At 51.3% G+C, this 25,682-nt stretch carries 21 protein-coding genes; 16 read left to right on the top strand and 5 right to left on the bottom strand.

Annotated features, from left to right (window positions below; genetic code table 11):
• The first annotated feature begins 132 nt into the window (after positions 1-132).
• From ACLIN2_RS28060 to ACLIN2_RS28050, 3 genes are read left to right on the top strand one after another with little or no spacing between them, the layout of a single operon-like run.
• Positions 133-1,128, top strand: a complete 996-nt coding sequence (locus ACLIN2_RS28060; protein ID WP_411502767.1) for a FecCD family ABC transporter permease — start codon at positions 133-135, stop codon at positions 1,126-1,128.
• Positions 1,129-2,145 carry a FecCD family ABC transporter permease gene (locus tag ACLIN2_RS28055; protein ID WP_411502766.1) on the top strand — a complete coding sequence of 339 codons (1,017 nt, stop codon included), beginning with the start codon at positions 1,129-1,131 and terminating at the stop codon, positions 2,143-2,145.
• A gap of 24 nt (positions 2,146-2,169) precedes the next feature.
• The gene (locus tag ACLIN2_RS28050; RefSeq protein WP_411502765.1) at positions 2,170-3,111 is read left to right on the top strand and encodes an iron-hydroxamate ABC transporter substrate-binding protein; all 942 of its coding nucleotides are present in this window, start codon (positions 2,170-2,172) and stop codon (positions 3,109-3,111) included.
• A gap of 94 nt (positions 3,112-3,205) precedes the next feature.
• Here ACLIN2_RS28050 and ACLIN2_RS28045 read toward each other — a convergent pair whose 3' ends face one another.
• Positions 3,206-3,781 (bottom strand): TetR/AcrR family transcriptional regulator, encoded by a 576-nt coding sequence (locus tag ACLIN2_RS28045; protein ID WP_411502764.1) that lies wholly within the window; start codon positions 3,779-3,781, stop codon positions 3,206-3,208.
• Between the two features lie 442 nt (positions 3,782-4,223).
• On the opposite strand from ACLIN2_RS28045, the gene ACLIN2_RS28040 reads away from it, so the two are divergent.
• The 13 genes from ACLIN2_RS28040 (at position 4,224) to ACLIN2_RS27980 (ending at position 19,143) form a co-directional block, all read left to right on the top strand.
• Complete coding sequence (locus ACLIN2_RS28040) at positions 4,224-4,964, top strand: (Fe-S)-binding protein (protein WP_411502763.1); 741 nt, start codon at positions 4,224-4,226, stop codon at positions 4,962-4,964.
• A complete protein-coding gene (locus ACLIN2_RS28035; protein WP_327931113.1) occupies positions 4,951-6,456 on the top strand; it encodes a LutB/LldF family L-lactate oxidation iron-sulfur protein in 1,506 nt (501 codons plus the stop codon). The genes ACLIN2_RS28040 and ACLIN2_RS28035 overlap by 14 nt, the downstream gene beginning before the upstream one ends.
• Complete coding sequence (locus ACLIN2_RS28030; RefSeq protein ID WP_400583653.1) at positions 6,453-7,133, top strand: LutC/YkgG family protein; 681 nt, start codon at positions 6,453-6,455, stop codon at positions 7,131-7,133. Before ACLIN2_RS28035 ends, ACLIN2_RS28030 begins: the two co-directional genes overlap by 4 nt.
• An 81-nt stretch (positions 7,134-7,214) precedes the next feature.
• Positions 7,215-7,931 carry a FadR/GntR family transcriptional regulator gene (locus tag ACLIN2_RS28025; RefSeq protein ID WP_411502762.1) on the top strand — a complete coding sequence of 239 codons (717 nt, stop codon included), beginning with the start codon at positions 7,215-7,217 and terminating at the stop codon, positions 7,929-7,931.
• A 123-nt stretch (positions 7,932-8,054) separates the two neighbouring features.
• Positions 8,055-10,091: a transporter substrate-binding domain-containing protein gene (locus ACLIN2_RS28020; RefSeq protein ID WP_411502761.1), complete on the top strand. Its 2,037-nt coding sequence runs from the start codon at positions 8,055-8,057 to the stop codon at positions 10,089-10,091.
• Positions 10,069-11,439 carry a sigma-54-dependent transcriptional regulator gene (locus ACLIN2_RS28015; RefSeq protein ID WP_411502760.1) on the top strand — a complete coding sequence of 457 codons (1,371 nt, stop codon included), beginning with the start codon at positions 10,069-10,071 and terminating at the stop codon, positions 11,437-11,439. Before ACLIN2_RS28020 ends, ACLIN2_RS28015 begins: the two co-directional genes overlap by 23 nt.
• 231 nt (positions 11,440-11,670) lie before the next feature.
• On the top strand, positions 11,671-12,504 hold the full coding sequence (locus ACLIN2_RS28010; protein ID WP_092271800.1) for a transporter substrate-binding domain-containing protein: 834 nt from the start codon (positions 11,671-11,673) through the stop codon (positions 12,502-12,504).
• A 23-nt stretch (positions 12,505-12,527) separates the two neighbouring features.
• Positions 12,528-13,202 (top strand): amino acid ABC transporter permease, encoded by a 675-nt coding sequence (locus tag ACLIN2_RS28005; RefSeq protein WP_400583665.1) that lies wholly within the window; start codon positions 12,528-12,530, stop codon positions 13,200-13,202.
• Complete coding sequence (locus ACLIN2_RS28000; RefSeq protein ID WP_092271795.1) at positions 13,202-13,960, top strand: amino acid ABC transporter ATP-binding protein; 759 nt, start codon at positions 13,202-13,204, stop codon at positions 13,958-13,960. The genes ACLIN2_RS28005 and ACLIN2_RS28000 overlap by 1 nt, the downstream gene beginning before the upstream one ends.
• A 17-nt stretch (positions 13,961-13,977) precedes the next feature.
• A complete protein-coding gene (locus ACLIN2_RS27995) occupies positions 13,978-14,940 on the top strand; it encodes an agmatinase family protein (RefSeq protein WP_411502759.1) in 963 nt (320 codons plus the stop codon).
• A gap of 212 nt (positions 14,941-15,152) precedes the next feature.
• The gene (gene efeO / locus ACLIN2_RS27990) at positions 15,153-16,049 is read left to right on the top strand and encodes an iron uptake system protein EfeO (RefSeq protein ID WP_411502758.1); all 897 of its coding nucleotides are present in this window, start codon (positions 15,153-15,155) and stop codon (positions 16,047-16,049) included.
• 4 nt (positions 16,050-16,053) lie between these two features.
• Positions 16,054-17,337, top strand: coding sequence for an iron uptake transporter deferrochelatase/peroxidase subunit (gene efeB / locus ACLIN2_RS27985; RefSeq protein ID WP_411502757.1), 1,284 nt, complete (start codon positions 16,054-16,056; stop codon positions 17,335-17,337).
• Between the two features lie 18 nt (positions 17,338-17,355).
• A complete protein-coding gene (locus ACLIN2_RS27980) occupies positions 17,356-19,143 on the top strand; it encodes an FTR1 family iron permease (RefSeq protein ID WP_411502756.1) in 1,788 nt (595 codons plus the stop codon).
• 269 nt (positions 19,144-19,412) lie between these two features.
• Here the strand turns inward: ACLIN2_RS27980 and ACLIN2_RS27975 are convergent, their stop codons facing one another.
• The 4 genes from ACLIN2_RS27975 to ACLIN2_RS27960 all read right to left on the bottom strand — a co-directional run bounded on the left by ACLIN2_RS27975 (position 19,413) and on the right by ACLIN2_RS27960 (position 25,444).
• A complete protein-coding gene (locus ACLIN2_RS27975; RefSeq protein WP_411502755.1) occupies positions 19,413-20,534 on the bottom strand; it encodes a response regulator in 1,122 nt (373 codons plus the stop codon).
• Entirely contained in the window at positions 20,506-23,661 is a 3,156-nt protein-coding gene (locus tag ACLIN2_RS27970) for an ATP-binding protein (RefSeq protein WP_411502754.1), read from the bottom strand. Before ACLIN2_RS27970 ends, ACLIN2_RS27975 begins: the two co-directional genes overlap by 29 nt.
• A 164-nt stretch (positions 23,662-23,825) precedes the next feature.
• A complete protein-coding gene (locus ACLIN2_RS27965; protein ID WP_400583683.1) occupies positions 23,826-24,371 on the bottom strand; it encodes a phosphoribosyltransferase family protein in 546 nt (181 codons plus the stop codon).
• Between the two features lie 11 nt (positions 24,372-24,382).
• Complete coding sequence (locus tag ACLIN2_RS27960; RefSeq protein ID WP_122926370.1) at positions 24,383-25,444, bottom strand: solute carrier family 23 protein; 1,062 nt, start codon at positions 25,442-25,444, stop codon at positions 24,383-24,385.
• Positions 25,445-25,682: the final 238 nt, after the last annotated feature.

Genomic DNA, 25,682 nt, shown 5'->3' with positions numbered 1-25,682 from the left:
CCATCCTGCCGAAACGTTTAGAAAAGTCCAAGGAGAAAAATCTTCATTTATGACATGTACGACCGCCGTCTTGGTTTTTACAATAGTTCCAAGAGATAATGATTCTCATTCTAATCCACAAGGACCGCGCATATGAAAGGAACCGTCTTTTCCACCGTATTCCTACTCGCCGTCGCCGCTCTGCTGATGTCCATGTTTCTGGCCATCTCTTACGGCGCGAAAGAGATTACGCTCTCGACCGTATGGACCACGCTGATCAACTACGATCCGTCTGACACCAGCCACCAAATCATTCACGAGCTGCGTCTGCCTCGTGTGCTTGGTGCTGCCCTGATCGGTGCCGCATTCGGAGTGGCTGGAGCACTGATGCAAGGTGTGACCCGCAATCCTCTCGCAGACGCAGGCATTTTGGGCGTCAATGCAGGAGCGACTTTTGTCGTAGCACTCAGCTTTGCCTTTTTTCCCAACCTGCCCTACTCCTGGCTGATGGTTGTCTCGTTTCTTGGCGCTGTAATGAGCACGGTGTTTATCTTTTTGCTCGGGTCGTCCACACCGGGCGGACTGACCCCTTTGCGCCTGACCGTCGCGGGTTCCGTCGTAGCCGCCCTGCTCCACTCGCTCAGCTCGGGGATCGCGATCTATTTTGAGCTGAGTCAGGACCTGGCCTTCTGGTATGCAGGTGGGCTGGCAGGGATCAAGTGGATGCATCTGCAGTGGTTAACTCCCGTGATCCTCTTGACGCTTCTGTGGACTCCGCTTCTAGGGCGCTCGATTTCTGCCATGGCCCTGGGAAACGATGTTGCGAGCAATCTGGGCATCAAGACCAAGCGGGTACAAGTCATCGCCATCATCGTGTCAGTAATTCTGGCGGGTGTCTCCGTATCGGCAGTCGGGTCCATCGGCTTTGTCGGACTCGTCATCCCTCATATGGCACGCAAGCTGGTGGGTGTGGATTACCGTTTGATCGTTCCACTCTCCGCAGTCATGGGGGCCGTCCTGCTTGTACTCGCTGATCTGGGTGCACGGATGGTCAATCCACCGAAGGAGCTTGCCATCAGTGTCATGGTAGCGATGGTCGGCGTTCCCTTTTTCCTCTATCTTGCGCGTCGGGAAAGGGGGAGCTACTAAATGAACCAGCAAGAAATCGCTTGGAAAAAACGAGTCATGCACGTAGGGATCTGGCTGATTTTGATCTGCGTTTGCGTCATTTTGTACAGCCTGCATACGGGTTCGATCCGTCTCTCCCCTTATGAGGTGCTTCGGACGCTGGTGGGTTTAGGCAGTGAGGACGATTCCCTGGTGTTGTTCGAGTATCGTCTGCCGCGAATCGTGATCACGATATTGGCTGGGATGGGGCTCGGTATTTCAGGTGCCATCCTCCAGGGGCTCTATCGGAATTCGCTTGCCGATCCCGGTGTGCTGGGACTTCATGCGGGTGCCGCTTTTGGGTTGGTCGTGTTCGTCAGCCTCTTCCGTTCCCTGGAAGGGATGATTTCGCTCGTCTTGCCCTTGTTCACGTTCGCAGGTGCCGTCTTGGTCGCTGTGCTGATCGTGCTGCTCGCGTACGACCGCCATAAAGGGGTGCTTCCCATCCGTCTGATTCTCGTCGGGATTGCGCTCGCTGCCGGTTTCAGCGCCATTACTTTGTTCCTCTCGCTGCGGTTGGACGAAGGAACGTACGCTTTTGCCGCCAGATGGCTTGCCGGTAATGTCTGGGGAAGAGAATGGGCAAACGTCCTCGCCCTTTTGCCGTGGATTGTCCTTCTCGTCCCTTACGCATGGCTCCAATCCAAGGTTTTGGACGCTTTGCTGCTCGGAGATGAAGTGGCGACCGGCATCGGGGCACCTGTACAGCGTAAACGTTTCTTATTGTTGGGTACTGCCGTAGCGCTCGCGAGCGTATGCGTCTCGATGGCAGGCGGCGTTGGCTTTATCGGACTTGCCGCCCCTCATCTCGCGCGTAGACTGGTTGGACCCCTGCACCAGTACATGCTTCCGATTGCCGGGATGATCGGTGTGGTTATTCTTGTGGCAGCAGACACGATCGGACGCTCAATCTTCCAGCCCAATGCGATTCCTGCCGGCGTCGTCGTCGCAGCAGTCGGCGCCCCGTATTTTCTATATTTGTTGGCAAAAACAAAATAATTTTGGATAGGTAGAGGATAAACGATGAAAAAATTGATGATTACCGCCATGAGCATTCTGTCCCTGCTCACCGTAGCCGCTTGCGGCCAATCTGCTCCCCAGCAAAGTGCACCTGCACAAAATGCTTCCGCTGCCAGTGCACAAGCTACAACGGAAACCCCAAAATCAGGAGCTGACCAAAAAATCGCTTCGATGTCCATTCACTTGACCAACAACCTGCTGGCATTGGGCATTACACCTGTTGGTTCTGTCATCGGCGGAGACGTCAAAGCCTTTTTGCCTCACGTAGCTGACCGCCTCAAGGATACAAAGCCGCTTGGAGTCGTGACCGATCCCGACATGGAAGCCGTGCTCGCCTTAAAACCTGACGTCATTTACCTGGATGAAGCTTACTCTGGAAAAGACGTAGCCAAATTTGAAAAGATCGCTCCAACCCATGTTTTCAACCTAGATGAGGGGACATGGAGAGATACGCTGAAGAAGACCGGGGCGCTCGTTAAACGCGAAGCAGAGGCGGAGAAGTTCATTGCCGACTACGAAGAGCAGACCAAGCGCGTAAAAGGACTCATTCACGACAAGCTCGGCGACGGAGCAAAGGTCATGGCCATCCGTGTAACCGCCAAGGAGCTGCGCGTTTTTGGCATGAAGCGCCCGATGGGACCGATCCTGTTTGAAGATCTCGGCTTGCAGCCTGCCAATGGCGTAGAAAAAATCGACAAAGCCTACGAGGTCATTTCTCAGGAAGTCTTGCCAGACTTTGATGCAGATGCGATTTTCGTGGTAGTCAACGCTGGTGACGAAGCCAAAAAGGTGTACGATCAGCTGCAGGCCAATCCACTCTGGCAAGGCCTGACAGCCGTGAAAAAGAATCAGATCTACACCATTGGCGCACAGCCTTGGCTGGATTACTCAGCGATTGGAAACAAGATGGCGATGGATGAAGCGGAAGCTTTCTTTAAAAAATAATCCCCCTATAGGAAAAGCCTTGCCTCTCACGTGCTGTGTGAGGGCAAGGCTTTTTTAGATTCGAGACTAGTACCAGCTTTTAAAATGCAACACCTTATCTATCCCTTGTACCGTATCCCTCGAGTAAGACCCGGAAAATCATCTCACTCCATTCGGCATCCTCAATGGTCTTGTTCTTCGGAATCTGGATCGATTGAAAAAGCAGGCTTGCCACCAGACTGCTCGGAATATCTTGGCGGATCGATCCCGCTTCTTTGCAAGCGTCGATTACCTCTGTCAGCACACGGGTCAACGTATGGTGCTGCTGTCGCAAGGTGACGAGATCTTTTTTGACGCTCGGGGAAGACTCGCCGTTCACGAATGGTGCAAACAGCAAGATCTGATGAAGATGTGCGTATTTCATAAACGAGTCGAAGATCCTTCTCAGCTTTTCCAGAGGTTCAGAAATGCGGTCAAGTCCCTCGTATTCCGCCATGATCGTATCCATTAGATGAACCATCAAGGAAGCGATCAGCTCGTCCTTGTTGGAAAAATATTCGTAAATGGTGCTTCGACTCACGTTGAGTTGATCGGATACCAGTTTGAAATGAAAGCCTGCATAGCCCTTTTCGACCAGAATTTTCCCTGTCACCGCATACAGCTCATTGATGTTCATTTTTTGTTTGGCCATCATCAACGCCCTCTTTACCCACTTTTCCGATGCACGGTTCTGACATTCGAATATGACCAGTGTACACTAGAAAACTTGGCTTAGCCAAGCTTTTGGGCTAAGCCTTAGTTGCACTTGTACTGGTTAAGAACCCTTGGTTCTTACTGTGCTAGAAAACTTGGCTTAGCCAAGCTTTTGGGCTAAGCCTTAGTTGCACTTGTACTGGGTAAGAACCCTTGGTTCTTACTGTGCTAGAAAACTTGGCTTAGCCAAGCTTTTGGGCTAAGCCTTAGTTGCACTTGTACTGGTTAAGAACCCTTGGTTCTTACTGTGCTAGAAAACTTGGCTTAGCCAAGCTTTTGGGCTAAGCCAAGCCTATCCATTACTTATTATCTGACTATTCATTCTTCAACATGTATGATAAGCTGATAAGTATAAAAATACCAATCGAGAAGGTGGATCCGTGAAAGTCTCACTCTTTATCACCTGTTTGAGCGATGCCCTCTATCCACGTGTAGGGGAGGCCATGGTTCGCATTCTAGCTCGCTACGGCATAGAGGTCCATTTTCCGGAAGCACAGACCTGTTGTGGTCAGCCCGCATTTAACAGCGGGTATTGGGACGAAGCGAGGACATCCGCCCAGACCTTGATCCAAGCTTTTGCCGACAGTGACTACGTCATTTCTCCCTCCGGCTCCTGTACAGGCATGATTCATCATTACTACCCAAAGCTGTTTGAAAATGACCCCCAGCTGCTCGCGAAAGCCAATGCGCTTCGGGAAAAGACGTACGAATTTACCCAATTTCTCGTAATCGTCCTGGGGATTACCGATCTTGGCGCTGTCTTCCCGCACAAGGTCACTTACCATCCTTCCTGCCATGGAAGCCGACTGCTCGGAATCAAGCAAGAGCCTTTGCAGCTGATGGAACAGGTAAAGGGTCTGGATCTGGTTCCGCTGCCTTTCGCTGAGGATTGCTGCGGCTTCGGCGGTACCTTCGCAGTGAAAATGAGTGATATCAGCGGGGCGATGGTCACGGAAAAAGCGGACCACGTTCTCGAGACGGAAGCAGAAGTATTGGTCGGGCTGGATCTCGGCTGTCTGATGAACATCTCCGGCAATCTGCGCTTCCGGGGAAAGCCTGTGCGGGTGATGCATCTGGCAGAGCTGCTGTACGAAGGGATGATGGCGAATGAGCACCAGTAAAGGGGTATCTGTCACGGAACGGGCCAAAGTGGCGCTAAACGATGAATTTTTGCGAAATGCCGTAAAGTACACCACAGAGAAGCTGCGGGACGGCAAAAGACAAGCATCGAGCGAGCAGGGAAACTGGGAGGAATGGCGTGAGCGTGGGCGGCAAATCCGGTTGCATACCATCGCCCATCTGGACTACTACCTGAACCAGTTCATCGAAAATGCGAAAGCCAATGGCGTACAGGTCCATTTCGCTGCCACCGCCGCCGAGGCTGCCAGCATCACACTCGGGATCGCACAAAAACGCCAGGCACGTACCGTCGTCAAATCCAAATCCATGGTTTCCGAGGAAGTCCATATTAACGAAACGCTGGAAAAAGAGGGCATGGAATCGATTGAAACCGATTTGGGTGAATACATCATCCAGCTGGCACACGAAATGCCTTCTCATATCATCATTCCCGCCATCCATAAAAACCGGGAGCAAATCGCAGAGCTCTTGTCCAAGGAAGCAGGGGAGACATTACCTCCCGACACCACCATCCTCGCCGGTTTTGTCCGCAAAAAGCTGCGCGAGAAGTTCCTCGAGGCCGACATCGGCATGACCGGCTGCAACTTTGCGATCGCAGAGAGCGGCTCCATCGTCCTGTTTGAAAACGAAGGAAATGCGCGCATGGTCAGTACGGTCCCGAAGACTCAAATCACTTTGATGGGGATGGAGCGCATTATCCCGACGTGGGACGATCTCGAGGTCATGGCGACTTTGCTCCCTCGCTCGGCAACCGGCCAGAAGCTGACCGTCTATATGTCCGGGATCAGCGGCCCCAGACGGGAAGCAGATAGCGACGGTCCCGAAGAAATGCACATCATCATCGTCGACAACGGGCGCTCCTTGCAGCTGGGCGATCCCGATTTTCAGGAGCTGTTGAACTGCATCCGCTGCGGTGCCTGCCTCAACGCTTGCCCGGTATACCGGCAGATCGGCGGACACTCCTACGGCGGGCCATACAGCGGGCCGATCGGAGCGGTACTCAAGCCGGCCCTGCAAAAAAACGTCGCGGAGTGGGATGACATCGCCAACGCCTCCAGCCTGTGCGGTGCCTGCTATGAGGCGTGTCCTGTGAAAATTCCTCTCCACGATATGCTCGTGTACCTGCGTAATCGCAAAGTAAAAGAGGGACATAAAGCAGCCGAGGAAAGCATCGGCATGAAGGGCTATGCGTATATCATGGCCAATCCGAAGCGTCTGCGCCGTGTACTCAGACTCGGCCGAGTAGGGCAGAAGCTGCTGCTGACAGACAATGTGATCAAAGCAAAAATCGGTCCGTTGAAGGGCTGGAATCAATACCGTCATACACCCGGACTGCCTGCCCAATCGTTCCGCGAGCAATGGCACTCGCTCGATCAGGAGCTGCAACAGACTCGCAGGGAAATGGACGAGACGATCAAGGCACGGCTGGAAAAGGAACGCACCCAGCGTGGAAAAGGGGGCTCGCACTCATGAGCGAACAACAGCAAGCTTTCATCCAAATGATCTCCAACCGCTTGGGACGCCCGATGCCTACAGAAAAGCCGCCGCATCCTTTCAAAGGTGCACCTGCCTTCTGGAAAAAGTACGAGCTGGATCTCGAGCAGCGCATCGAGCTATTCCGTGACAACTGGGCAAAGGCAGGGGGTCACTCCCATCGCTTCAGCACGATGGCACAGGTCAAGCAGTTCATCGTCGATCATGCACAGTCGCTGAAAGCCCGTCAAATCCTGCAGCAAAACCAGCCGGAGCTTTTGGCCCTGCGCCTCAAAGAGCAGCTTCCCACCTGCCAAGTAGCGACGTGGAGTCCTGGCAATCGGGACGAGCTGATCTCGCAGGCAGCCAGTGCCGATATCGGAATCGCGCTGGTGGATCAAGCAGTCGCACATACGGGCAGCATCGTCGTCACGTCCTCTGGCAACACGGGTCGATCCGTTAGCCTCCTCCCTACTGTTTTTATCGCGATCATTCCCGTCGAGCGATTGAAGACACGACTGGGTGAAGCCTTAGCCACCTTTGACGGACGGCCACGCAAGCAATTTCCCGCAGGTATTCACTTCATCTCCGGTCCCAGCCGTTCTGCGGATATCGAGAACGATCTGACTATCGGCGTTCACGGACCTGGTGTCGTCTTTGCCCTGCTGATCGGATAAAGGCCACTTTGTCCCCACCTCCCTGCCTGGCTTTGTATGCTACAATGTTGCTATTCAAAAGGAATGTACAGGAGTGTCGAGATGGACCTTTCAAAGCTGGCCAAGAAAAATCATTACGAGCATATCATCGAGCAAATCAAAGAGCTCATTCTCAGCGGAGGGCTTGCACCCGGGGATAAGCTTCCCTCTACCAAGGACCTCTCGGAACAGTTCGGTGTAGGACGTTCAACAACGCGAGAAGCCTTGAGTGCCTTGAAAGCCATGGGGCTCATCGATATTCGCCAGGGTGGCAACTGCACGGTCAAGAGCACTTCCCTCCCGTCCCCGACACTGCTTCCAGACCTTCAGCCCTTGCTCGCCAACAAACAAACCATTCTGGAGCTTCTGGAAGTGCGAAAATCTCTGGAGGTTTCCAATGCAGCCATCGCTGCCGTCAAACGCGACGAACAGGACTTGCTCCTGCTCGAGCAGATTTTGACAGAAATGTCCCAGCATATGGGCAACGAAGAGGTTGGCGAAAGTACGGATCTGCGCTTTCATTCTACGCTCGCACGCTCTACCCACAACTCGATTATGGTTCAGCTGTTTGAAACGATCGCATCCCATCTGGAGCTGGTGATCCGGGAAACACGCAGGGTAGAAATTTATGCGAACCAGGCTGTCTCCCAGCAGTTTTACGAGGAGCACCGGGCTATTTTTCAGGCTTTGAAAGATCAGGATGCCCATTTGGCGCAGGCTCGCATGAAGGATCATCTGCAGCATGTCGAAGGAATCTTACTCCGCTATCTACAAGCGTAATCACAACGTTATACGCGGCTGTCCGCTCCTGCGGATGGCCTTTTTGCATATCTGCGTGCTTGTTTTTCGTTCAACAACACTTTATCCTTTTCAACAATAAGTATCGTGAACGGCGGTGATGAGATGCTTCACCTAAAAAAAGCTGGGCTCGGCGTGCTGGCAGGACTTTTGCTGCTGTTCCTCATGGGCATGACGGTTCCCAGCGAAGTCCAGCAGGACAAAGTCATCCGTATTGCAGGTGACAACAACTTCCCCCCTTTTGAATACTTCGGCTCGTCCGGCGTCTTCAGCGGATTTAACGTCGACATCATGAACGCCATCTCCATCGAAACCGGCATGCGAATTGAATTTGTTCCTCTGCCCTGGAACGAAGCTCTCGAAGCGCTGCGCGACGGACAGGTCGATGCCATACAAGGCATGAAATACAGTCCGGCTCGTGACAAGGTGTACGATTTCTCCAACCCTTACTTCTTAAGCTCGCAGGGAATCTTTGTCCGCAAAGAAAACATGCACATCTTTGAGCTCGGCGATCTGAACGGTCGAAAGGTGTCCATCCAAAAAGGGGACATCGCCATCGACCAGCTGCGGGATCATCGCCTCATCCAGTTTATCGAGACAGACAGCCAGGAAGAAGCCGTACAGCTGCTCCTGGACGGACAAGTAGATGCATTCGTAGGAAATCGCATCACGGGTCAATACTTTCTGCAGAGAAACAACCAGCAAGGCCAAATCAAAATCGTAGGCGATCCGATCAATCCCACCGACTATGGTGTGGCTGTCCTCCCGAAGAACGCGCAGCTTTTGACTGAGATCAACAAGGCGATATCCAAAATCAAGCAAAATGGCACGTACGACAAAATCGAGCGCAAATGGTTTGGCGAATACATCATGCCCAGCACGCTGAATATGGAGCGCCTGCGCCTTTATCTCGAGTGGGGCTCTGGCATCGGCCTTCTGATCGTCATGGGAATCCTATGGTGGAACCGCATGCTCAAAAAGGAAGTCAAAAGGCGTACGGCTCAAATTCATACCATCAACCGCCAATTGGAAGAAAAGATGACGCTCCTCGAGGAAAACGTGCAGTTTCAGCAGCAGCTGCTCAATAGCACATACAGCTTTTATGTGACGTTGAACCACTCGGGCAAAATTTTTTTGATGAACAGCAAAGCTGTGCATTTCCTGCAAGTGAAGCATCCTCTTATCGGCATGCCGATGAACGGAACGATTCTTGCAGAGTTTATTCCTGAAAGCCAGGTAGACGATGTGCTGCGAGAGGGCAGTACGTATCTGGAGCAAGAGATCATCTGGGAGCAGCAAGTAGACGGGCAGGCCAAACAGCTGGTGATCCGGTATAATATTTTCCCTATTTTCAACAAAGCAAAGGAAATCACAGGCGTCATCATCAACTTCCAGGATGTGACCAAGCAAAAGGATATGGATAAAAAGCTGGAGAGCGAGCACAGACTGCGTTCATTGGGACAGCTCATTTTAGGCATCGCCCACGAGATTCGCAATCCGCTTACATCCATCCTCACGTATACGCAGCTTTTGCCAACCAAGTTTGACAACCCGAAATTCCGTGATTTCTTCGCCCAGCAAGTGCCCAACGAGATTCTGCGGCTCAACGATCTGGTGAACGACCTGTTGGAGTATGCACGTCCCAAGCCGCCAAACCCGTCTCGCTTCCGTGCGGATGAACTTATGGAGGCAGTGCTTGCTTTGTGCAGCCAAAAAATCAAAGAAAAAAACATTCGCGTAACCACGAGCTTACCGTCTGAGCTGTGCATCGTAGCTGACGTCAATCAGACCAAGCAGATCTGGATCAACATTGTGCTCAACGCCATTGAATCCATGGACGAGCAAGGAAAGCTGGACATTCGCGGCTATTCCGAAGGGCAAATGGGAGTCATCGAAGTAGCAGATAACGGCCACGGCATGTCTCCCGAGGATAAATACCGCATTTTCGAGCCATTTTTCAGTACCAAGGCAAACGGGGTAGGACTCGGGCTGTCGATCACCTACCAATTGCTCAAAGAGAACGGCGGCACCATCGACCTGACCAGTCACCTCGGTCACGGGACTACCATGATCATTCGCTTGCCTATGCCACAGGATGAAAGAGAAGGGGGTGGCTCTTATGCACCATCTATTCGTTATTGATGATGAACCAGCGATCTGTCAGTCACTTGAGTTTGCCCTCGAGGAAAAGTATCACGTCAACACGTTTACCGATCCAGAAGCAGCTCTCGCGTATCTGCAGCAAGTCGAAGTAGCGCTGGTCCTGTTAGACTTAAAAATCGGTGCTCATGACGGGACCGAAGTGCTCAAGGAAATCAAGCGCCTATCCCCAGACACTGTCGTGATTATGATGACCGCCTTTGGAAGCATCTCTTCCTCCGTAGAGGCTATGCGGCACGGTGCGTTTTACTATTTGACCAAGCCCCTGATGATGGACGAGCTGGACATTCTGCTCTCCAAAGCGGAAGAGTTCTACCAGCTGCAAACGCGCGTCAAATGGCTAAGCGAAGAGCTCGACAAGCTATCCGACAACTCCGGTCTGATCGGAAGCAGCAAAGCCATGCAGCAGACGCTTGACTTGATCGACAAGGTCAAAGACATCGATTCCAGCGTCTTGATCAACGGCGAAAGCGGCACGGGCAAAGAAATTGTCGCCCGCGCGATTCACTACCAGGGGCGACGCAGAAACAAGCGGTTTCAGGCGGTTAACTGCGCTGCCATCCCCGATAATTTGCTGGAATCAGAGCTGTTCGGCTATGAAAAGGGAGCCTTTACAGGAGCTATGCAAAGCAAACCGGGACAATTCGCGCTGGCAGACGGCGGAACGATCTTTCTCGATGAGATTGGCGAAATGGACATGTCCCTGCAAAGCAAGCTGCTGCGTGTCGTCCAGGAGCGAACCGTAACTCCTCTGGGGGGACTGGAAGAGAGAGCGATCAATGTGCGGATCATCGCCGCGACCAATCGGGACCTGTGGAAGGAAGTAAAGGCGAACCGGTTTCGCGAGGATTTGTACTACCGGCTCAACGTCATCCCGATCCAGCTCGCACCGCTGCGTGATCGAGAAGGGGACGTCCCGTTGCTCGTGCACTATTTCATCAAGAAAATCAGCGAGCGCATGGGCAAACCGATCGACGGCATCTCGCAGGAGGCGCTCCAGGCGCTGGAGAGCTACGATTTTCCCGGCAACATCCGAGAGCTGCAAAACATCGTGGAACGCGCGATTGCCCTCACCAGCTCGCCATTGATCGAAAAACGGGATTTGCCAAAGGATCTGCACAGCACGCAGCCCAAGCAAGTCACGGGCAAGCAAAAACTGATCCCCATCTACGTAGGGGAAACCCTCGAGCAGATCGAGAAAAAGGCTATTCTGCACACCTTGGCCCACCTGGAGGGAAATCGCCGAAAAACCGCCCAAATGCTGGACATGGGTGAACGAACGCTGCGGGATAAACTCAAAAAATATCAAGAAGAGCAAGACGACGAATAGGCAAAGCGGCAGAAATCGCCGGCGGCAAAATCCGCAGGGCGGCAATTTCTGCCGCTTTTTTGTGTTTTCTGAATTTGGCAGGTTCGACTCATTTCGCTTTGCAAATGGCTTCACACAGCGTTCTTTCTTCCTTCGTTGTACCTTTTTGTCGAGCTTTGTATCTTTGGCACGATTTTTGAATATAGCTAGTATTCGAAATTACTAAAAAGAATTCATAGGGGGTACACATCAATGAAAGGATTTCGTAAAGGATTGTTTTCTCTCTGTGCGCTATTGATTTCCGGTGCGCTCATCGCTGGCTGCGGTTCCAAACCTGCCGAACAACCAGCTGCATCAGGTAATGGCGGTACAGCCGCAGCAGCACCTACGGATGAAGTGCTGCAAAAAATCAAGGACACCAAGACCTTGTTGGTGGGAACCGACGCCACTTTCCAGCCATTTGAATACAAAAATGCGCAGAACGAATACGAGGGCTTCGACATCGAGCTGGTGAAGGCTGTTGCCGCTGAACTGGGAGCTGAGAAAGTAGAATTCGTAGACACCGACTTCAAAGGTCTGATCCCAGGACTGCAAGGCAAGAAGTTCGACATGATCGTATCCGCTATGTACATCACGGATGAGCGCAAGCAGACGATCGACTTCTCCCAGCCTTATTACCCAGGCGGTTTGACGATCATGGTGAAAAACGAAAATGACACCATCAAAGGTGCGGAGGACTTGAAGGGCAAAAAAGTAGCGGTCCAGATCGGTACCAAGTCTGCCAAGTTCCTGAAAGAGAAGTACCCGGAAGTGAAGCTCGTCGAAGTAGAGAAAAACGTAGAGATGTTCCTCGAGCTGGAAAGCAACCGCGTAGACGCAGTCGTAACGGGAATGCCTGCAGCCAAGGTTTACGCGAAGCAAAGCCAAAAGGTCAAAGTCCTCGATGTAGAGCTGACGCAAGAATACTACGGCTACGGCGTTCGCAAGGAAAACAAGGAATTTGTCGTGGCTCTCGATAAAGCTCTGAAAACGTTGAAAGAAAACGGCAAGCAAGACGAAATCGTAAAAAAATGGTTTGGTGAATAACGACAACATCAGGAGGTGCACCAATGGCGCTTGATTTCATGGTGATTTTTGAAGACAACAACTTAATTGCGCTTCTGGAAGGGCTATGGGTTACGGTTTCGATGACTTTCATGGCACTGATTCTAAGTGCGGTTCTGGGACTGATCATTGGTCTTGGAAGGATGTCCAAGCAAAAATGGATATCTGTACTCTGCTCCTGGTATCTGGCATGGTTTCGCGGAACACCGCTGTTGGTGCAGCTCATGATTCTCTACTACGGCTTGGCGATTGGCATGCAAGTGGATTTGAGTGCTTCTGTAGCAGGGGTACTCGGATTGGGGATGTACAGCGCAGCCTACGTATCGGAAATCGTGCGCGGAGCGATTCAATCCATCGACAAAGGACAGATGGAGGCAGGGCGTTCCCTCGGGATGAGCCATGGCATGACGATGCTGAAGGTTATTTTGCCGCAAGCCGTGCGCCGCATGCTGCCACCGCTGTGTAACGAGTTTATCGCGTTGACCAAGAACTCTTCCCTTTTGTCCGTCATTACGGTATCTGAATTGATGCGCGCAGGCAATCTGATCGTATCGAACAATTTCCGTTACTTTGAGATTTACATCGGCATTGCCGTTCTGTATTTCCTCGTCAACTACTCCATCTCCGTCATCATCGGTCGACTGGAGCGCAAATTGAGTGTAGAGGGGGCGCGTGCCTAATGATCTCGGTGAAACGAATCCATAAATCTTACGGAAAGCTGCATGTTCTAAAGGATGTCAGCCTCAACGTGGAGCAGGGCGAGGTCGTCGTAATGATTGGACCTAGCGGCTCCGGCAAAAGCACCTTGCTCCGCTGCATGAACTACCTGGAACAAATTCAAGAGGGCTCCATCGAAATTGAAGGAAAGCCGATCGGATTGATCCAAAAGAACGGAAAGCTCGTGGAAATGCCGCAGAAGGAGCTGGACAAAGTCCGCTCCGAAGTGGGGATGGTGTTTCAAAACTTTAATCTTTTCCCCCACGTGAGCGTATTGGAAAACGTCATGATGGCGCCGATGACCGTGAAAAAAACCAAGCGCGAGGAAGCAGAAAAGCTGGCTCGCGAGCTGCTGCGCAAGGTTGGACTAGCCGAAAAGGCAGACATGTATCCCGACCAACTCTCCGGCGGACAAAAGCAGCGTGTAGCCATCGCCCGCGCTTTGGCGATGAAGCCAAAGGTCATGCTGTTTGACGAGCCTACCTCTGCGCTCGACCCCGAATTGGTGGGAGAAGTGCTGACCGTCATGAAGCAGCTGGCTGCCGAAGGAATGACGATGGTGGTCGTTACGCACGAGATGGGCTTTGCCCGTGAAGTGGCAGACCGCGTCGTCGTCATGGATGGCGGGACACTGATTGAGGACGGGACACCGGAAAAAATCTTCACTGCGCCCGATCAGCCTCGCACCCAAGCCTTCCTGAGCAAAGTATTATCTCATTAATAGAAGGAGGACATCCCATGTTTTCATATCTGACGCAGCCTCCCTTTCGATTTACCCAAGGAAAAGGCGATCCGTACGTAACTCGTCTGTCCGAGTGGGTCGAGCAGTCCTATCAGCCCGGCGAAGCCTATGATTTTGCCATTATCGGGGTGCCGCTCTCGAAGAGCTCGATCAGCTTTTCCGGCGCGCATGCCCATCCGCTGCAATTCCGTCAGCTGTTAAGCTCCTTTACGACCTATAATTTCGACGAGGATGTGGAGCTCGCGTCCTTGCGTGCCGTTGACTTGGGCGATGTGGCCATGCATGTGACGGATATTGCCTGCTGTCAGCAAAACATCGAGTCAGCCTTGCAGGAAGTTACGTCCAATGTCTCCGCGCTCCCAATCATCGTAGGCGGTGACCACTCGATTACCTATCGAGCAATCACAGGAATCAAGCGAGCCAAGCCGCAGCGAATCGGCCTCATCCAGTTTGACGCTCATCTGGATGTGCGGGACACGAACTACGGCGGCACCTCCAATGGAACTCCGATGCGCAGCCTGATGGAGTCTGAGGTGATCCGCGGAGAAGATATCGTCACGATCGGTCTGCGCAGCTTCGCGAACTCCCGTGAGTACCGACAGTATGCGGAAGGCAAAGGGATGACACTGATTACAGCCAATCAAGTCAGACAGCGCGGCATCGAAGCCGTCGTCATAGAAGCCCTTCGCTACCTGGAGGCAAAATGTGATGCTATCTATATTACCTTCGATGTCGACGTCATGGATCAGTCGACAGTACCTGGTGTTCCTGCCATCGGACCAGCTGGCCTGTCCTCTGTCGATTTGCTTTTTGCTGCCCATACAGTCGGCAAATCGTCCAAGGTCATTGCCATGGATATGGTGTGCGTCGATCCTACCAAGGATGTAAGGGACATGACTTCCCGAGTAGCACTGCACCTATTCTTGCATTTTGCAACCGGGTATCACCAGCGAAAATAGACTGTTAGCTCTACCTTTGGCCATCGTATATGCGATGGCTTTTCTATTAGACTCTTCTTGGTTTTTCCAGCCAGCAAGACCCATATCAAATTTTTCACAAAAACTATTGCAAACTTCGAAAGAAAGGAGTAAGTTCTTTGTAATTGATAATGATTTTTATTCTCGGTATATAAGCAATCATTTATATGCTACGTTAAGGGGATGTTTTTCAGATGAGTAGTAAGAAATGGGTTTATCCTTTAAGTGCAGTTGTGTTGGGCTCTTCTTTGATGCTGTCCGCGTGCGGAAACGCCGAAACAGCGAAAACAGAGACAAAACCGGAAGCCGCTCAACCAGCACAGCCAGCTGCTAGCAATACTACGGCTCCCGCTGCAACGAATGCACCCGATTTGAAAGCTTCTATTGACCATTATCAAAAATGGGTGATCGAACAGACAGATCTGCTGGTAAAAGCAACAGAGGAATTCACCAACGCCGTAAAAGCAGGCGATATGGAAAAAGCAAAGCAACTGTACGCTCCAGCGCGTGCTTACTATGAAAAAATCGAACCGATCGCAGAATCTCTCGGCGACTTTGACCCTTGGATCGATGCCCGCGAAGGCGATGTACCGGATAACGAATGGCGCGGCTATCACAAGCTGGAAAAAGCACTGTGGGAAACAAAATCCGTTGCCGATCAAGGCCCAGTCGCGGATCAGCTGCTTCAGGACGTCAAACAGCTGCGCGTGAAAGTAGAGAGCGTAGAAATCGACGTAAAAATGCTCGTGACCGGTGCTGTTGAGCTGCTCAACGAAGTATCTACCAGCAAAGTAACAGGGGAAGAGGAACGCTACTCCCGTACGGATATGTACGATTTCGCAGCAAACGTAGAAGGCGCAAACGAAATCTTCAAAGTGCTGAAATCCTCCGTAGAAGCGAAGGACTCCGCTCTGGCAACAGAGATTGAAACTCGCTTCAAAGCGCTTGACGATGAAATTGCTCCTCATCGTAAAGGCGACGGTTTCGTCCTCTATAACGAAATCAAAGAAGATCAGGTGAAAAAGCTCAGTCAAGCATTGGATGCATTGGCAGAACCTCTTTCCAAAATGGGAACAATCGTAGGAGGCTAACCGAATGGATACCAAACGTCTCGAAGACATTGCGAACAAGAAAATGACACGTCGGGACGCTCTGAAGCTTGCAGGAGTCGGAGGGATCGGACTCTTGGTAGGTTCTGGCGGCATGGGAGCGATCATGCAGCCGAAATCTACCCCTACGAATACAGCTACCTCCACAGGTACGGGTGCTGTAAATGGGATCGTTCCCTTTTACGGAAAGTTTCAATCCGGAATCATTACACCTATGCAGGACTTTATCTGCATGGGTGCTTTTGATTTAACGGCTACCGATATAGCTGACGTACGCAAGCTGTTCCAGAGCTGGACCGCAGCATCCGCACGTATGACAGAAGGAAAAGGGGTAGGAGACGAAAGCGACAACCCTCACCTTCCACCAGAAGATACAGGAGAGAGTATTGGTCTTGACCCGATGCGCATGACCATTACCTTTGGACTTGGCGCTTCTTTCTTTGATAACCGTTTTGGCTTGTCGAGCAAACGACCGGCTCCTTTGGTCGATTTGCCTCACTTTAACAGCGACGATATACGCAAAGAATGGGAAGGCGGAGACATCGTCGTCCAGGTCTGTGCCAATGATCCGCAGGTCGCCTTTCACGCCATCCGCAACCTGGCGCGGATCGCCCGTGGAAAAGCAGTGCTTCGCTGGGTGCAGGATGGCTTCCAGCGGACGAATGCATCAGACCCGGCAGGCTCTACTCCTCGCAATCTGATGGGCTTCAAGGACGGCTCGAACAACCCGAAGGTAAGCGACCCCGCAGCGGCAGACGAAATCGTATGGGCACAGTCCTCTGACGATCCGTCCTGGATGGCTGGCGGCTCTTACATGGTCATGAGAAGAATCCGCATGCGCATTGAGATCTGGGACCGCTCCTCGCTCGATGATCAGGAGAGCACCTTTGGCCGACACCGCCAATCTGGTGCGCCGCTGGGCAAAACTGGAGAGTTCGACGATTTGGAGCTGCACCGCAAAGACAGCGATGGGAATCTCATCGTCCCTTCCACTTCTCATGTCGCGCTGGCCAATATGGAAGGCAAAGTTAAAATTTTGCGGCGTGGCTATTCGTACTCGAGCGGAATGGATCCAAAAACGGGCCAGCTCGATGCCGGACTGTTGTTCGTATGCTTCAACCGCGATCCACGCAAGCAATTCATACCGATGCAGCAGAAGCTGGCAGCCGCAGACCAGCTCAATGAATACATCACACACGTCGGCAGCGGCCTGTTTGCCTGTCTCCCCGGTGCGAGCGAAGGCGGATACATCGGAGACACGTTATTTTAATTTCCCATCAAGGATGGAGTGAACACCTTGAAACGCTATATGTTTATTGTTTGCATGTCCTTGCTGCTCTTCGCGTCGGGTCTCTCCGTCGTTCAGGCAGCACCGCTGCAGGCCGACCAATTGAAGCAGATGATTGCCTTCTCCAGTGATGCCCTAATCAGCAGCGGGGACCAAAACTGGGACGAAGCCAAAAAGGCAGTGGCCAGTATGAAGACTCTCTGGGCTGCCAATGACGAAAGCTCCACGGAAGCCGAGTCGCTCACAGCTGCCCTGACAGAAGCGGATCAGGCTCTTGCGAAGGTCGAAGCTGATCCACAAGCTGCAAAAGCAGCGATCTCCAAGCTCGCGAAAGCAGCAGACCGCTACGTCACATCCAAGGAAGATTCGGGTCAGCCCAAGGAAAAGGCCCACAAGCAGATTGGCGCTCTTCTCCCGCTTTTGCAGGACAGTATGAGAGCTGTAGCTGCTGGTGACGGTGCCGCTGCCAAGAATGCCTACAACAGCTTCGTGAATGGCTGGTACAAAGCGGAAAACCTGGTACGGGCGGAAAATCCTCAGGTATACGGCGATATGGAAGTCAAAATCAGCGGTGCACGGATTGCACTGAATACCGAACCACCTGACCCAGCCAAAAGCAAGGAAAAGCTGCAGGACCTGGTCACAGCCGTCGAGAACTACCTCGCCGGTAAAACAGTCGTAAGCGCCACACTGGCCTCCGGAGACCAGCCGTCCATCTCCTCCCTATTGGAGCTCTTGGACTCCGTTTCTGCCGATATCCAGAATCAGCAGGCAGAAAGCGCAGCCAACAAGATGGATACCTTTATCTCCACTTGGCCGTCTGTGGAAGGCGTCGTCATGACGAAATCGCCTGCAACCTACAGCAGTATCGAGACGAAGATGGTATCCGTTCCGACACTGATTCTGTCCAGCCCTCCCAACTGGGAAAAGGCAGCTGCGTATATCGCAGAGATGAAGACCGAGCTTCAGCCATTTGCGGATTCCTCTTCCTATACCGCTTGGGATGCAGGACTGATTTTGTTCCGCGAAGGTTTAGAGGCCATTTTGATCATCGTGTCTCTGCTGACGTTCCTGAACCGATCCGGCAATGAAGACAAACGCAAATGGATCTGGTCTGGTGCCGCAGTAGGCATTATTGGATCGGCTCTCCTCGCCATAGCACTAAGCATTGTCTTTTCCAACCTGTCTACAGGCAGCTCTCGGGAGACGATCGAAGGCATTACCGGTATTATCGCTGTGCTGTTCATGCTGACTATCGGAGCTTGGCTGCACAAGAAGTCCAATCTGCAAGCGTGGAGCCGTTTTGTGGAAAAAACGATTGGCGAGTCGCTCGCAAAAGGCACGCTGTGGTCGCTCAGCTTTACGGCCTTTCTCGCGGTCATTCGTGAAGGGGCGGAGACGATTATCTTTTACATGGGGATGGCGGCTACGATCCGCATGACCGACCTTTTCATCGGGATCGGTGGTGCTCTCGTCGTACTTGCAATCATTGCTTTTGCCATCATCAAGCTGAGCGCTCGCATTCCGATTCGTCCGTTTTTCCTGATCGCGAGCCTTTTGCTCTACTACATGGCGTTCAAATTTATCGGTGCGAGTATTCATGCCCTGCAGGTGACGGGCAGCCTGGCTGCTCACAGCTCCGACTACCTGCTCGACGCTCCATCGCTCGGCATCTATGCAAACTGGGAAACGACGATCCCGCAACTGATCGTGTTGGTCGTCGTCCTGATCAACTTCCTGCGCCACACGCGAAAACGGACAGTCAAGCCACTGCCGCAAATCAACTGATCAGCAAAGTCGCACAAAAAACCGCAGTCTGGGATTAGCATGCTCCCGGGACTGCGGTTATTCCTTTTCGCTTTAGGCGCAAGAGGCGATGAGGGAAAGCCGCCTGACAAAAAGACAGCTTCTCGTTGGCGCGTTCGAGAACTTGTGAATTCAATCCCTGCCTTCCTCGTCCGAACAATTGGATTCCACCAAAATCCCGCTGTTTGCAATATTCCAGATCAGTCTCTCAAAATTCTGACAAGTATTTGCTTAGGAGGCTACGATTCTTTTCACTGGATTTTCCGTAAATAATCGGATACCCATTCGCCTATGTCTGTCACGGGCTCTACCCCATATTCCCGGCGATACACTGCAGCAAAATGCTCGTAATGCTTGACGATTTTTCCGGTCTGTCTGTTATTCGCATAAATTTGCAGTAAAACCTGATTCATCTCTTCGTTTAAGGGATAGATCGCCAAAAAAGCATCGACCCGTTCCTCTGCTCTTTGCCAGTCTCTATTCGTCAGATCCTGCTCAACCAAATACTGTACGAGTCGGGTATACTGCTTGGTAAATCGCTCTTCTAAAGCAGTTTTCCAGAAGTAATCCTTTCCATCCAACAGTGGCCCTTGGTACATCTGGCACAGCTTCTCTGCCAAATCTGTTGGCAACGGATCCTTCGTCGCAGCCGTATAGTGCTGGATAAAGGCCCAAACATCATAGGAATGGTCGCGCCGCTCTAGCATATACCCCTCACCTGTTTTAATGATGTCCATGCCCAGCTCTTGCTCTTTCAGGATCTTTTTCAATCGGTAGACTGTAGTATGCAGATTATTCGTCGCCCGATCCTCTTTCATTTCTCCCCACAGCACATCCATCAGCTGCCATTTGCTGATATCTCTTCCAGGGTGACAGAGCAAATACGCAAACAGCTCCTCTGTCTTTTTCGTCCGCCACCGAATGATTTCTCCCGCTGGATTACGCACTTCCCATCCGCCAAAGCATTGGATGGACATCTTATTCCCGGATTTGCTGTCTTTCTCGCGCATTCCGAGCTCTTCCACCAGCCTTTTCGTCACCTTTTCGATCGCCATCGGTGCCACAGGCTTTAAGAGGTAGTGAAAAGCGTGCACATCGAAGGCATCCAAGGCATAATCCTTGTAGGCAGTAGTAAAGACAACTTTGGTGTGTGAAGATTGCTCATTAATTCTTCTTGCCAGCTCCAGCCCGTTCATCCGCGGCATTTCCACATCTAGAAAAGCCACATCTACCTGAAGCTCTTCCAGCACAGCCAATGCCTCATGAGGATTCGTAAAAGCACCGACAATCGTATAATGCTCATCTTGTCCGATAATGTACTTCATCAGGTCCAGGATCGGCTTTTCATCCTCTACTATCATGGCGCGAAACAAATGATGCACTCCTCTCACTAGCTCCACCTACTTCCATCTTCATCCGAATTGGCACAGTTAGGCATACACGGGTCCCCCGTCCTGCTTTCGACTCGATCTGCAAGTCAGCACCTGGTAGCGTCTGCAAACGTTTCTGTATATTCCGTATTCCGATTCCGCCACGCTGCTGCCCACCTGATGAATCCCACTCCATACCGACTCCATCATCCTCGATCGTTGCCTTCAGACATTCATTTTCCAGCCCTATTTTCAGTGACACACAACCATGCCCTTCTTTCTCAAACAAACCATGACGGATAGCATTTTCCACAAATGGCTGAATGCAGAGCGTCGGTATGAGCAAGCTCGTACACGATTCCTCCACCTCGCAAATGAAATCGAAGCCGTCATCGAAGCGGGCTTTTTCGATCTCGACGTACGCTTCCACCAGCTCCAGCTCCCGGTACAAAGGGACGTACTGCGTATTTCGATCCATCTCCAAAATAAAGCGCAGATACTGACTGAGCATGGATAACAGATACGCTGCCTTTTTTCCATCTGTATAGCAGAAGGAGACGACGCTGCTGAGCGCATTGTACAAAAAATGGGGCTTGATCTGTGCTTGATGAAAAGCGTATTCGCTTTGGATGGCTTCGTGAATAGACGACTTCATCGCGATCAATATCTGAATCCTGGCGATGAGAGTTTCGGCATCAAACGGCTTGGTCACGTAGTCATTGGCACCTGCTCTGTAACCGAGCACGATATCATGCGGGGTATCCTTCACGGTTGCAAATAAGATCGGCAAATCAATAATCGAATACTGCTCCCGCAAGCTCCTGCATAGTTCTATCCCTGACACCTCTGGCATCATTACATCCAGAATCACTAAGTCTACCTGTGGATGCTCCTTCAGCTTGAGGAGCGCCTCTTGAGCAGAGAAAGCTGTGATGACGTTGTAGTTGTAGCGTTTTAAAATATTTAAGAGAACCTGTATATTGGCGGCCTCATCGTCAACGATCAGAACGGTGGGCGAGGACTGATGCAAAATATCGAGAGAGAGCCTTTCCTCTGTAAAGGGCTGCTGACTCGTAGAGGTCGCAGCTATCTCCTGCTGCGAGATTGACTCTTCTGCTTTTGGCAGTGTGAACATCATGCGTGTTCCCCTGCCTACCTCGGACCAGTCTACCTGTATGCTTCCCCCCATCTGCTCGATTAGCTTTCGGCTTATGTACAGCCCTACGCCCATGCTCGTATAGCCATCCTCCGCCACAGCCGTCTCCCTTTGGTCAAAAGCCGTGAAAATAGATTCGAGTCTATCACTCGCAATCCCGGTGCCGGTATCCTCTACGTAGAGGTGGATTTGCTTCCCCACCCTTCTTTCCTTAACGGTAATGGCCCCCTCTTTGGTATGCTTGATAGCATTATGGAGAAGATTGTACATGACCTGCCTCAGTCGATTTTCATCCGCCGTTACGATGACATGGGACCCGACCCGATTGACCAGCCGCACGGATTTCCCCGCGAGCTCAAACTGCAGCACATCAAAAACCATTTGGGTCACCACACGAACATCTACCTTTTTTGCATGCAGACGCAGCCCTCCATGCTTCAGACGTGTAACGTCGATCAAATCGTGTATTAGCATGGACAGCTTGATCGAGGTATCCTTGATCAGACCAACGTTTTGCTGCTGCTCCAGGGACAGTGGGTGGCTCTCATCCTCCAGCAAATAGGCTGCAATATTCTGGATGCCGTGCAACGGAGTTTTCATTTCGTGCGAGGTATACGTCAGGAACTCGTCCTTGAGCTGATTGGCAACAAACAGCTGATGGGTCAGTAGCTCTGTCTGTTCAAAGGCACCCGTAAATCGAACCGCCAATAGCAGATTCAAGCAGGTCAGAAAGCCAATCACTGCTGTTTTACCCACCAAATCAGAGGGCACGATATTTTCTGAGTACAGGATTCCATCCGTCAAAAAGATAAGCAGGAACACGCTTGCAGCGATAAACCAGATCATTTCCTTTCTCTTAGCCGGGTCCCTCATGCTACGGTTGTACAAGACGAATAAACGCCCCAATAAGTACAAAAGCAAGATTTCCATATAAACCAGGTAGATGTATTCATATTCGCTATGAACCGGGTACGGGAGGACAAAGATCGCTGCTATGTATATGAGTATGGGGATCATCGTCATTAGCAGCTTCTTGATGGACATGATGCGATGATCAAAAGAATGCAAGAATAGCATCAGGATAATGGCACTGAGATAGACGCTCAGGTCTTGCATTTTATATGCGAAATCAAAGGGGATTTGCGGAAAAAATCGCAGCAGCACCTTTTCCCCGTAAACCATCTGCCCCATTAAAAGTGTCAGGATGTATACACCGCTGTACAAATAAGACTTCTCTTTTGTCCGCAGAAAGTAAAAGCTGAGATGATAGAATCCAAGAATGACGAGGATGATGATAGCAGCAAGATCAGTGCCCATTTGAATACTGTTCAGACGGGCTATATCTTCCGGTAACCCAAATTGAATCGAGTTAACGATGCCTCCCGTGATATACATGAAGTTGGAGACTTGAATTACGATTTCGATTTCCTTGGTACGGGCGTAGAAAAAAGTCGCGTATGGCGTATTTCCAGGAGTGTGCTCATCCAATACCGGTGCAGGATGCCCACTCTCGCCTGCTTTTTCTCCATTGATGAATAGCTGGTGGGACATACGGATGTTGCGGGTTTTTATGGCAAACATCTCGTTTGCTTCTGGCACGATGACTTTTAATCGAAACGTCCCGAAGCCCTTCCTGTTCATTCCACTGCCATCGGCTTGCTTTCCTTTCCAGGTCTGAGGAACGGTTAAATACTCCTCCTGGCTCGCGTGATTCCACTGACGAAAATCCTCCGGTCGCAAAAGCTCACCCTCGTAGAACTCCCACTCCCCGTCCAGATTGGCCAGGCCCTGCTCATGAAAGGACCATGCCGATAAATCCAGCACGCCCTGCTTTGCCAGAGGGGATTTTTGTAATGGTACAGTCTTGATATAGATAGCAAAAAACGTTACGAGAGAAAGCAATAAGATCCCTGCGATCCCGATAAGCCTGATGTAGTTTGCCCGCTTCACTGTCGCTTCTCCTTCCATCGGCATCTGATCTTCCTCATCCTATCACCTTGCCCTCACAAGTATCTCACAACACAGAGTTCCTGCATTCCTCCAAGATCGTATCACTTCAGGGAGATTACAGGTACAAAAAACAGCCCACATGGACGAATCCAAGGGACTGTTTGTAAAAACCAAATAACCTGCATCCTTTATTTATGAGGAAACAGCGGAAGCTCTTGCAGGAACAGAATATCCGTGCGCGCCGCCGCATCGCCTTCAGCCAGAATAGCTGCTCGCGCCACGACCTCGCCGCCTGCTTGTACCACCAAGTCTTCGATGGCTTTCAGCGATTTGCCCGTGCTGATTACATCGTCGATAATGGCGACTCGCTTCCCTTTGATCTCGCGGGCATCCGCCCCATCCAGACACAGAACTTGTTTTGTCTGCGTGGTGATGGAGAACACTTCGTTGACCAACGGCTGATCCATGTAGGGTTTGATGCTTTTCCGTGCTACATAGTACTTCTTCAGGTTGAGCAAGCGTGCTATTTCATAGACGAGCGGGATTCCTTTTGCTTCTGCCGTAATCAGTACATCAACCTCGGGGAGCTTTTCTACCAACAGAGGGGCCGCCGCCGCTACGATCTGGGCATCACCGAGAATGACGAAGCTCGCGATGCTCAAATCTTCCGCTACCGGCAGAATCGGCAGCTCACGGGTGACTCCCGCTACTTCCAGCTTATAGGTTTTCTCCATGTTACACCCTCCTACATTCCAAATAGACTAATCAACGCTCTCATCAGCAGGCCAGCAAGCATGCCGAAGAACGGGTCTGAAATCGCTGTAACAACCATCGTCATCCCGCCTACCAGTCCGGAAGAAGCGTCTGCGCCAGTCAAAGCAGCTGTCGCGTTCCCTGGAACCGTTACGATCGCACCCAGAACGAACAAGAAGCCGGAAATCGATTCACTCGGGATATAACGGCCGATTTTGGGCAGCAAGCCTGCAAACAGAATCGCAGCCATCAGCACCATCATCAAGACACCGGAAGCAACCGGATGCGGCGCACCTGAGGTAGCCGAAATGATCGCCTCTACTGGGGCACCGCCAAACAATGCAGATACCATGTCCGCCACGCTGCTGATGACGCTGAGCGTATCGATGTTTACATCCGTCTTGGCAATTTCTCCATTAATTTGTCCAAAGGCAATATTCGCCCCGATATTGAGGCATACCATCGCCATTGCTCCACGCAGGATTGCAGGAGAGAACGTCAACTTCTGCAGCTTCAGGCGATCATTGGCTACCGGTTGGATCGCACTGCCTTGTTTCAGAATCAAAGAGACCACGCTGGACAAAATGACGGAAACCGTAACGGTGTAAACCAAATCCTTCGTCAAAAAATACGTCAAAAGTCCGGTTGCCATCGACGTGGCGCCGACTGCCATATTATTTCGAGCCATGTCCCAGGATACACGAGCCAGCATGATTCCTACACCTGCCATCATGCCGTTCGTAATGACCGGACCGATAAAGTCGACAATTCTCTCTAAAAAGCCGAACAGACCAATAATCGTCATGATGATACCGCCCACAAAAATCATGGAGAGCCGTTCCTTCATACTCTTACCGATCGTTCCCGCAAGCGTAATCGTTTCAGCCTGGTAGGAAACGACGGCTACTGATCCTGTGACAGCGTTCCCTGCGGCACCGACCAAGAAAGCCAATGCAGTAGGAACGGATGCAAAGCCGAGAGACAGAGCCAGCAGCCCTTGCGGCAAACCGTTCAGTACCACGCTAAGCGCCGCGATAATATCCTTCCATTCCATTTTCTTTTCCCCTTTTCCAATCGAGCGATTATACAAAAAAATTCTCACGGGTTAAGTTATCATAATATCCGATCTATTTCAATTGAAATTTCTATTATTTTTCGTGTTTTAGCTAAATTATAGCATAATCAGTTGGATAACTTTCGTTTATAAATGTTATTTGCGAACGTTTCCCCTTCATGAGCGAAGCATTATACGTGCCAATATACTCGTTCTTTATAAAAATTTCTCACGCACG

This window comes from Brevibacillus centrosporus (assembly GCF_046622605.1).
Taxonomy (GTDB): Bacteria; Bacillota; Bacilli; order Brevibacillales; family Brevibacillaceae; genus Brevibacillus; species Brevibacillus centrosporus.
The sequence above is the reverse complement of the archived record's forward strand: the minus strand, read 5'-3'. Positions and strand labels throughout refer to the sequence as shown.

Bases quoted from the DNA above. Each gene is read 5' to 3' on its own strand.
- ACLIN2_RS28060 (WP_411502767.1), top strand. From the start codon at position 133: ATGAAAGGAACCGTCTTTTCCACCGTATTCCTACTCGCCGTCGCCGCT.
- ACLIN2_RS28055 (WP_411502766.1), top strand. From the start codon at position 1,129: ATGAACCAGCAAGAAATCGCTTGGAAAAAACGAGTCATGCACGTAGGG.
- ACLIN2_RS28050 (WP_411502765.1), top strand. From the start codon at position 2,170: ATGAAAAAATTGATGATTACCGCCATGAGCATTCTGTCCCTGCTCACC.
- ACLIN2_RS28045 (WP_411502764.1), bottom strand. From the start codon at position 3,781: ATGGCCAAACAAAAAATGAACATCAATGAGCTGTATGCGGTGACAGGG.
- ACLIN2_RS28035 (WP_327931113.1), top strand. From the start codon at position 4,951: ATGAGCACCAGTAAAGGGGTATCTGTCACGGAACGGGCCAAAGTGGCG.
- ACLIN2_RS28030 (WP_400583653.1), top strand. From the start codon at position 6,453: ATGAGCGAACAACAGCAAGCTTTCATCCAAATGATCTCCAACCGCTTG.
- ACLIN2_RS28025 (WP_411502762.1), top strand. From the start codon at position 7,215: ATGGACCTTTCAAAGCTGGCCAAGAAAAATCATTACGAGCATATCATC.
- ACLIN2_RS28020 (WP_411502761.1), top strand. From the start codon at position 8,055: ATGCTTCACCTAAAAAAAGCTGGGCTCGGCGTGCTGGCAGGACTTTTG.
- ACLIN2_RS28015 (WP_411502760.1), top strand. From the start codon at position 10,069: ATGCACCATCTATTCGTTATTGATGATGAACCAGCGATCTGTCAGTCA.
- ACLIN2_RS28010 (WP_092271800.1), top strand. From the start codon at position 11,671: ATGAAAGGATTTCGTAAAGGATTGTTTTCTCTCTGTGCGCTATTGATT.
- ACLIN2_RS28005 (WP_400583665.1), top strand. From the start codon at position 12,528: ATGGCGCTTGATTTCATGGTGATTTTTGAAGACAACAACTTAATTGCG.
- ACLIN2_RS28000 (WP_092271795.1), top strand. From the start codon at position 13,202: ATGATCTCGGTGAAACGAATCCATAAATCTTACGGAAAGCTGCATGTT.
- ACLIN2_RS27995 (WP_411502759.1), top strand. From the start codon at position 13,978: ATGTTTTCATATCTGACGCAGCCTCCCTTTCGATTTACCCAAGGAAAA.
- efeO (WP_411502758.1), top strand. From the start codon at position 15,153: ATGAGTAGTAAGAAATGGGTTTATCCTTTAAGTGCAGTTGTGTTGGGC.
- efeB (WP_411502757.1), top strand. From the start codon at position 16,054: ATGGATACCAAACGTCTCGAAGACATTGCGAACAAGAAAATGACACGT.
- ACLIN2_RS27970 (WP_411502754.1), bottom strand. From the start codon at position 23,661: ATGCCGATGGAAGGAGAAGCGACAGTGAAGCGGGCAAACTACATCAGG.
- ACLIN2_RS27965 (WP_400583683.1), bottom strand. From the start codon at position 24,371: ATGGAGAAAACCTATAAGCTGGAAGTAGCGGGAGTCACCCGTGAGCTG.
- ACLIN2_RS27960 (WP_122926370.1), bottom strand. From the start codon at position 25,444: ATGGAATGGAAGGATATTATCGCGGCGCTTAGCGTGGTACTGAACGGT.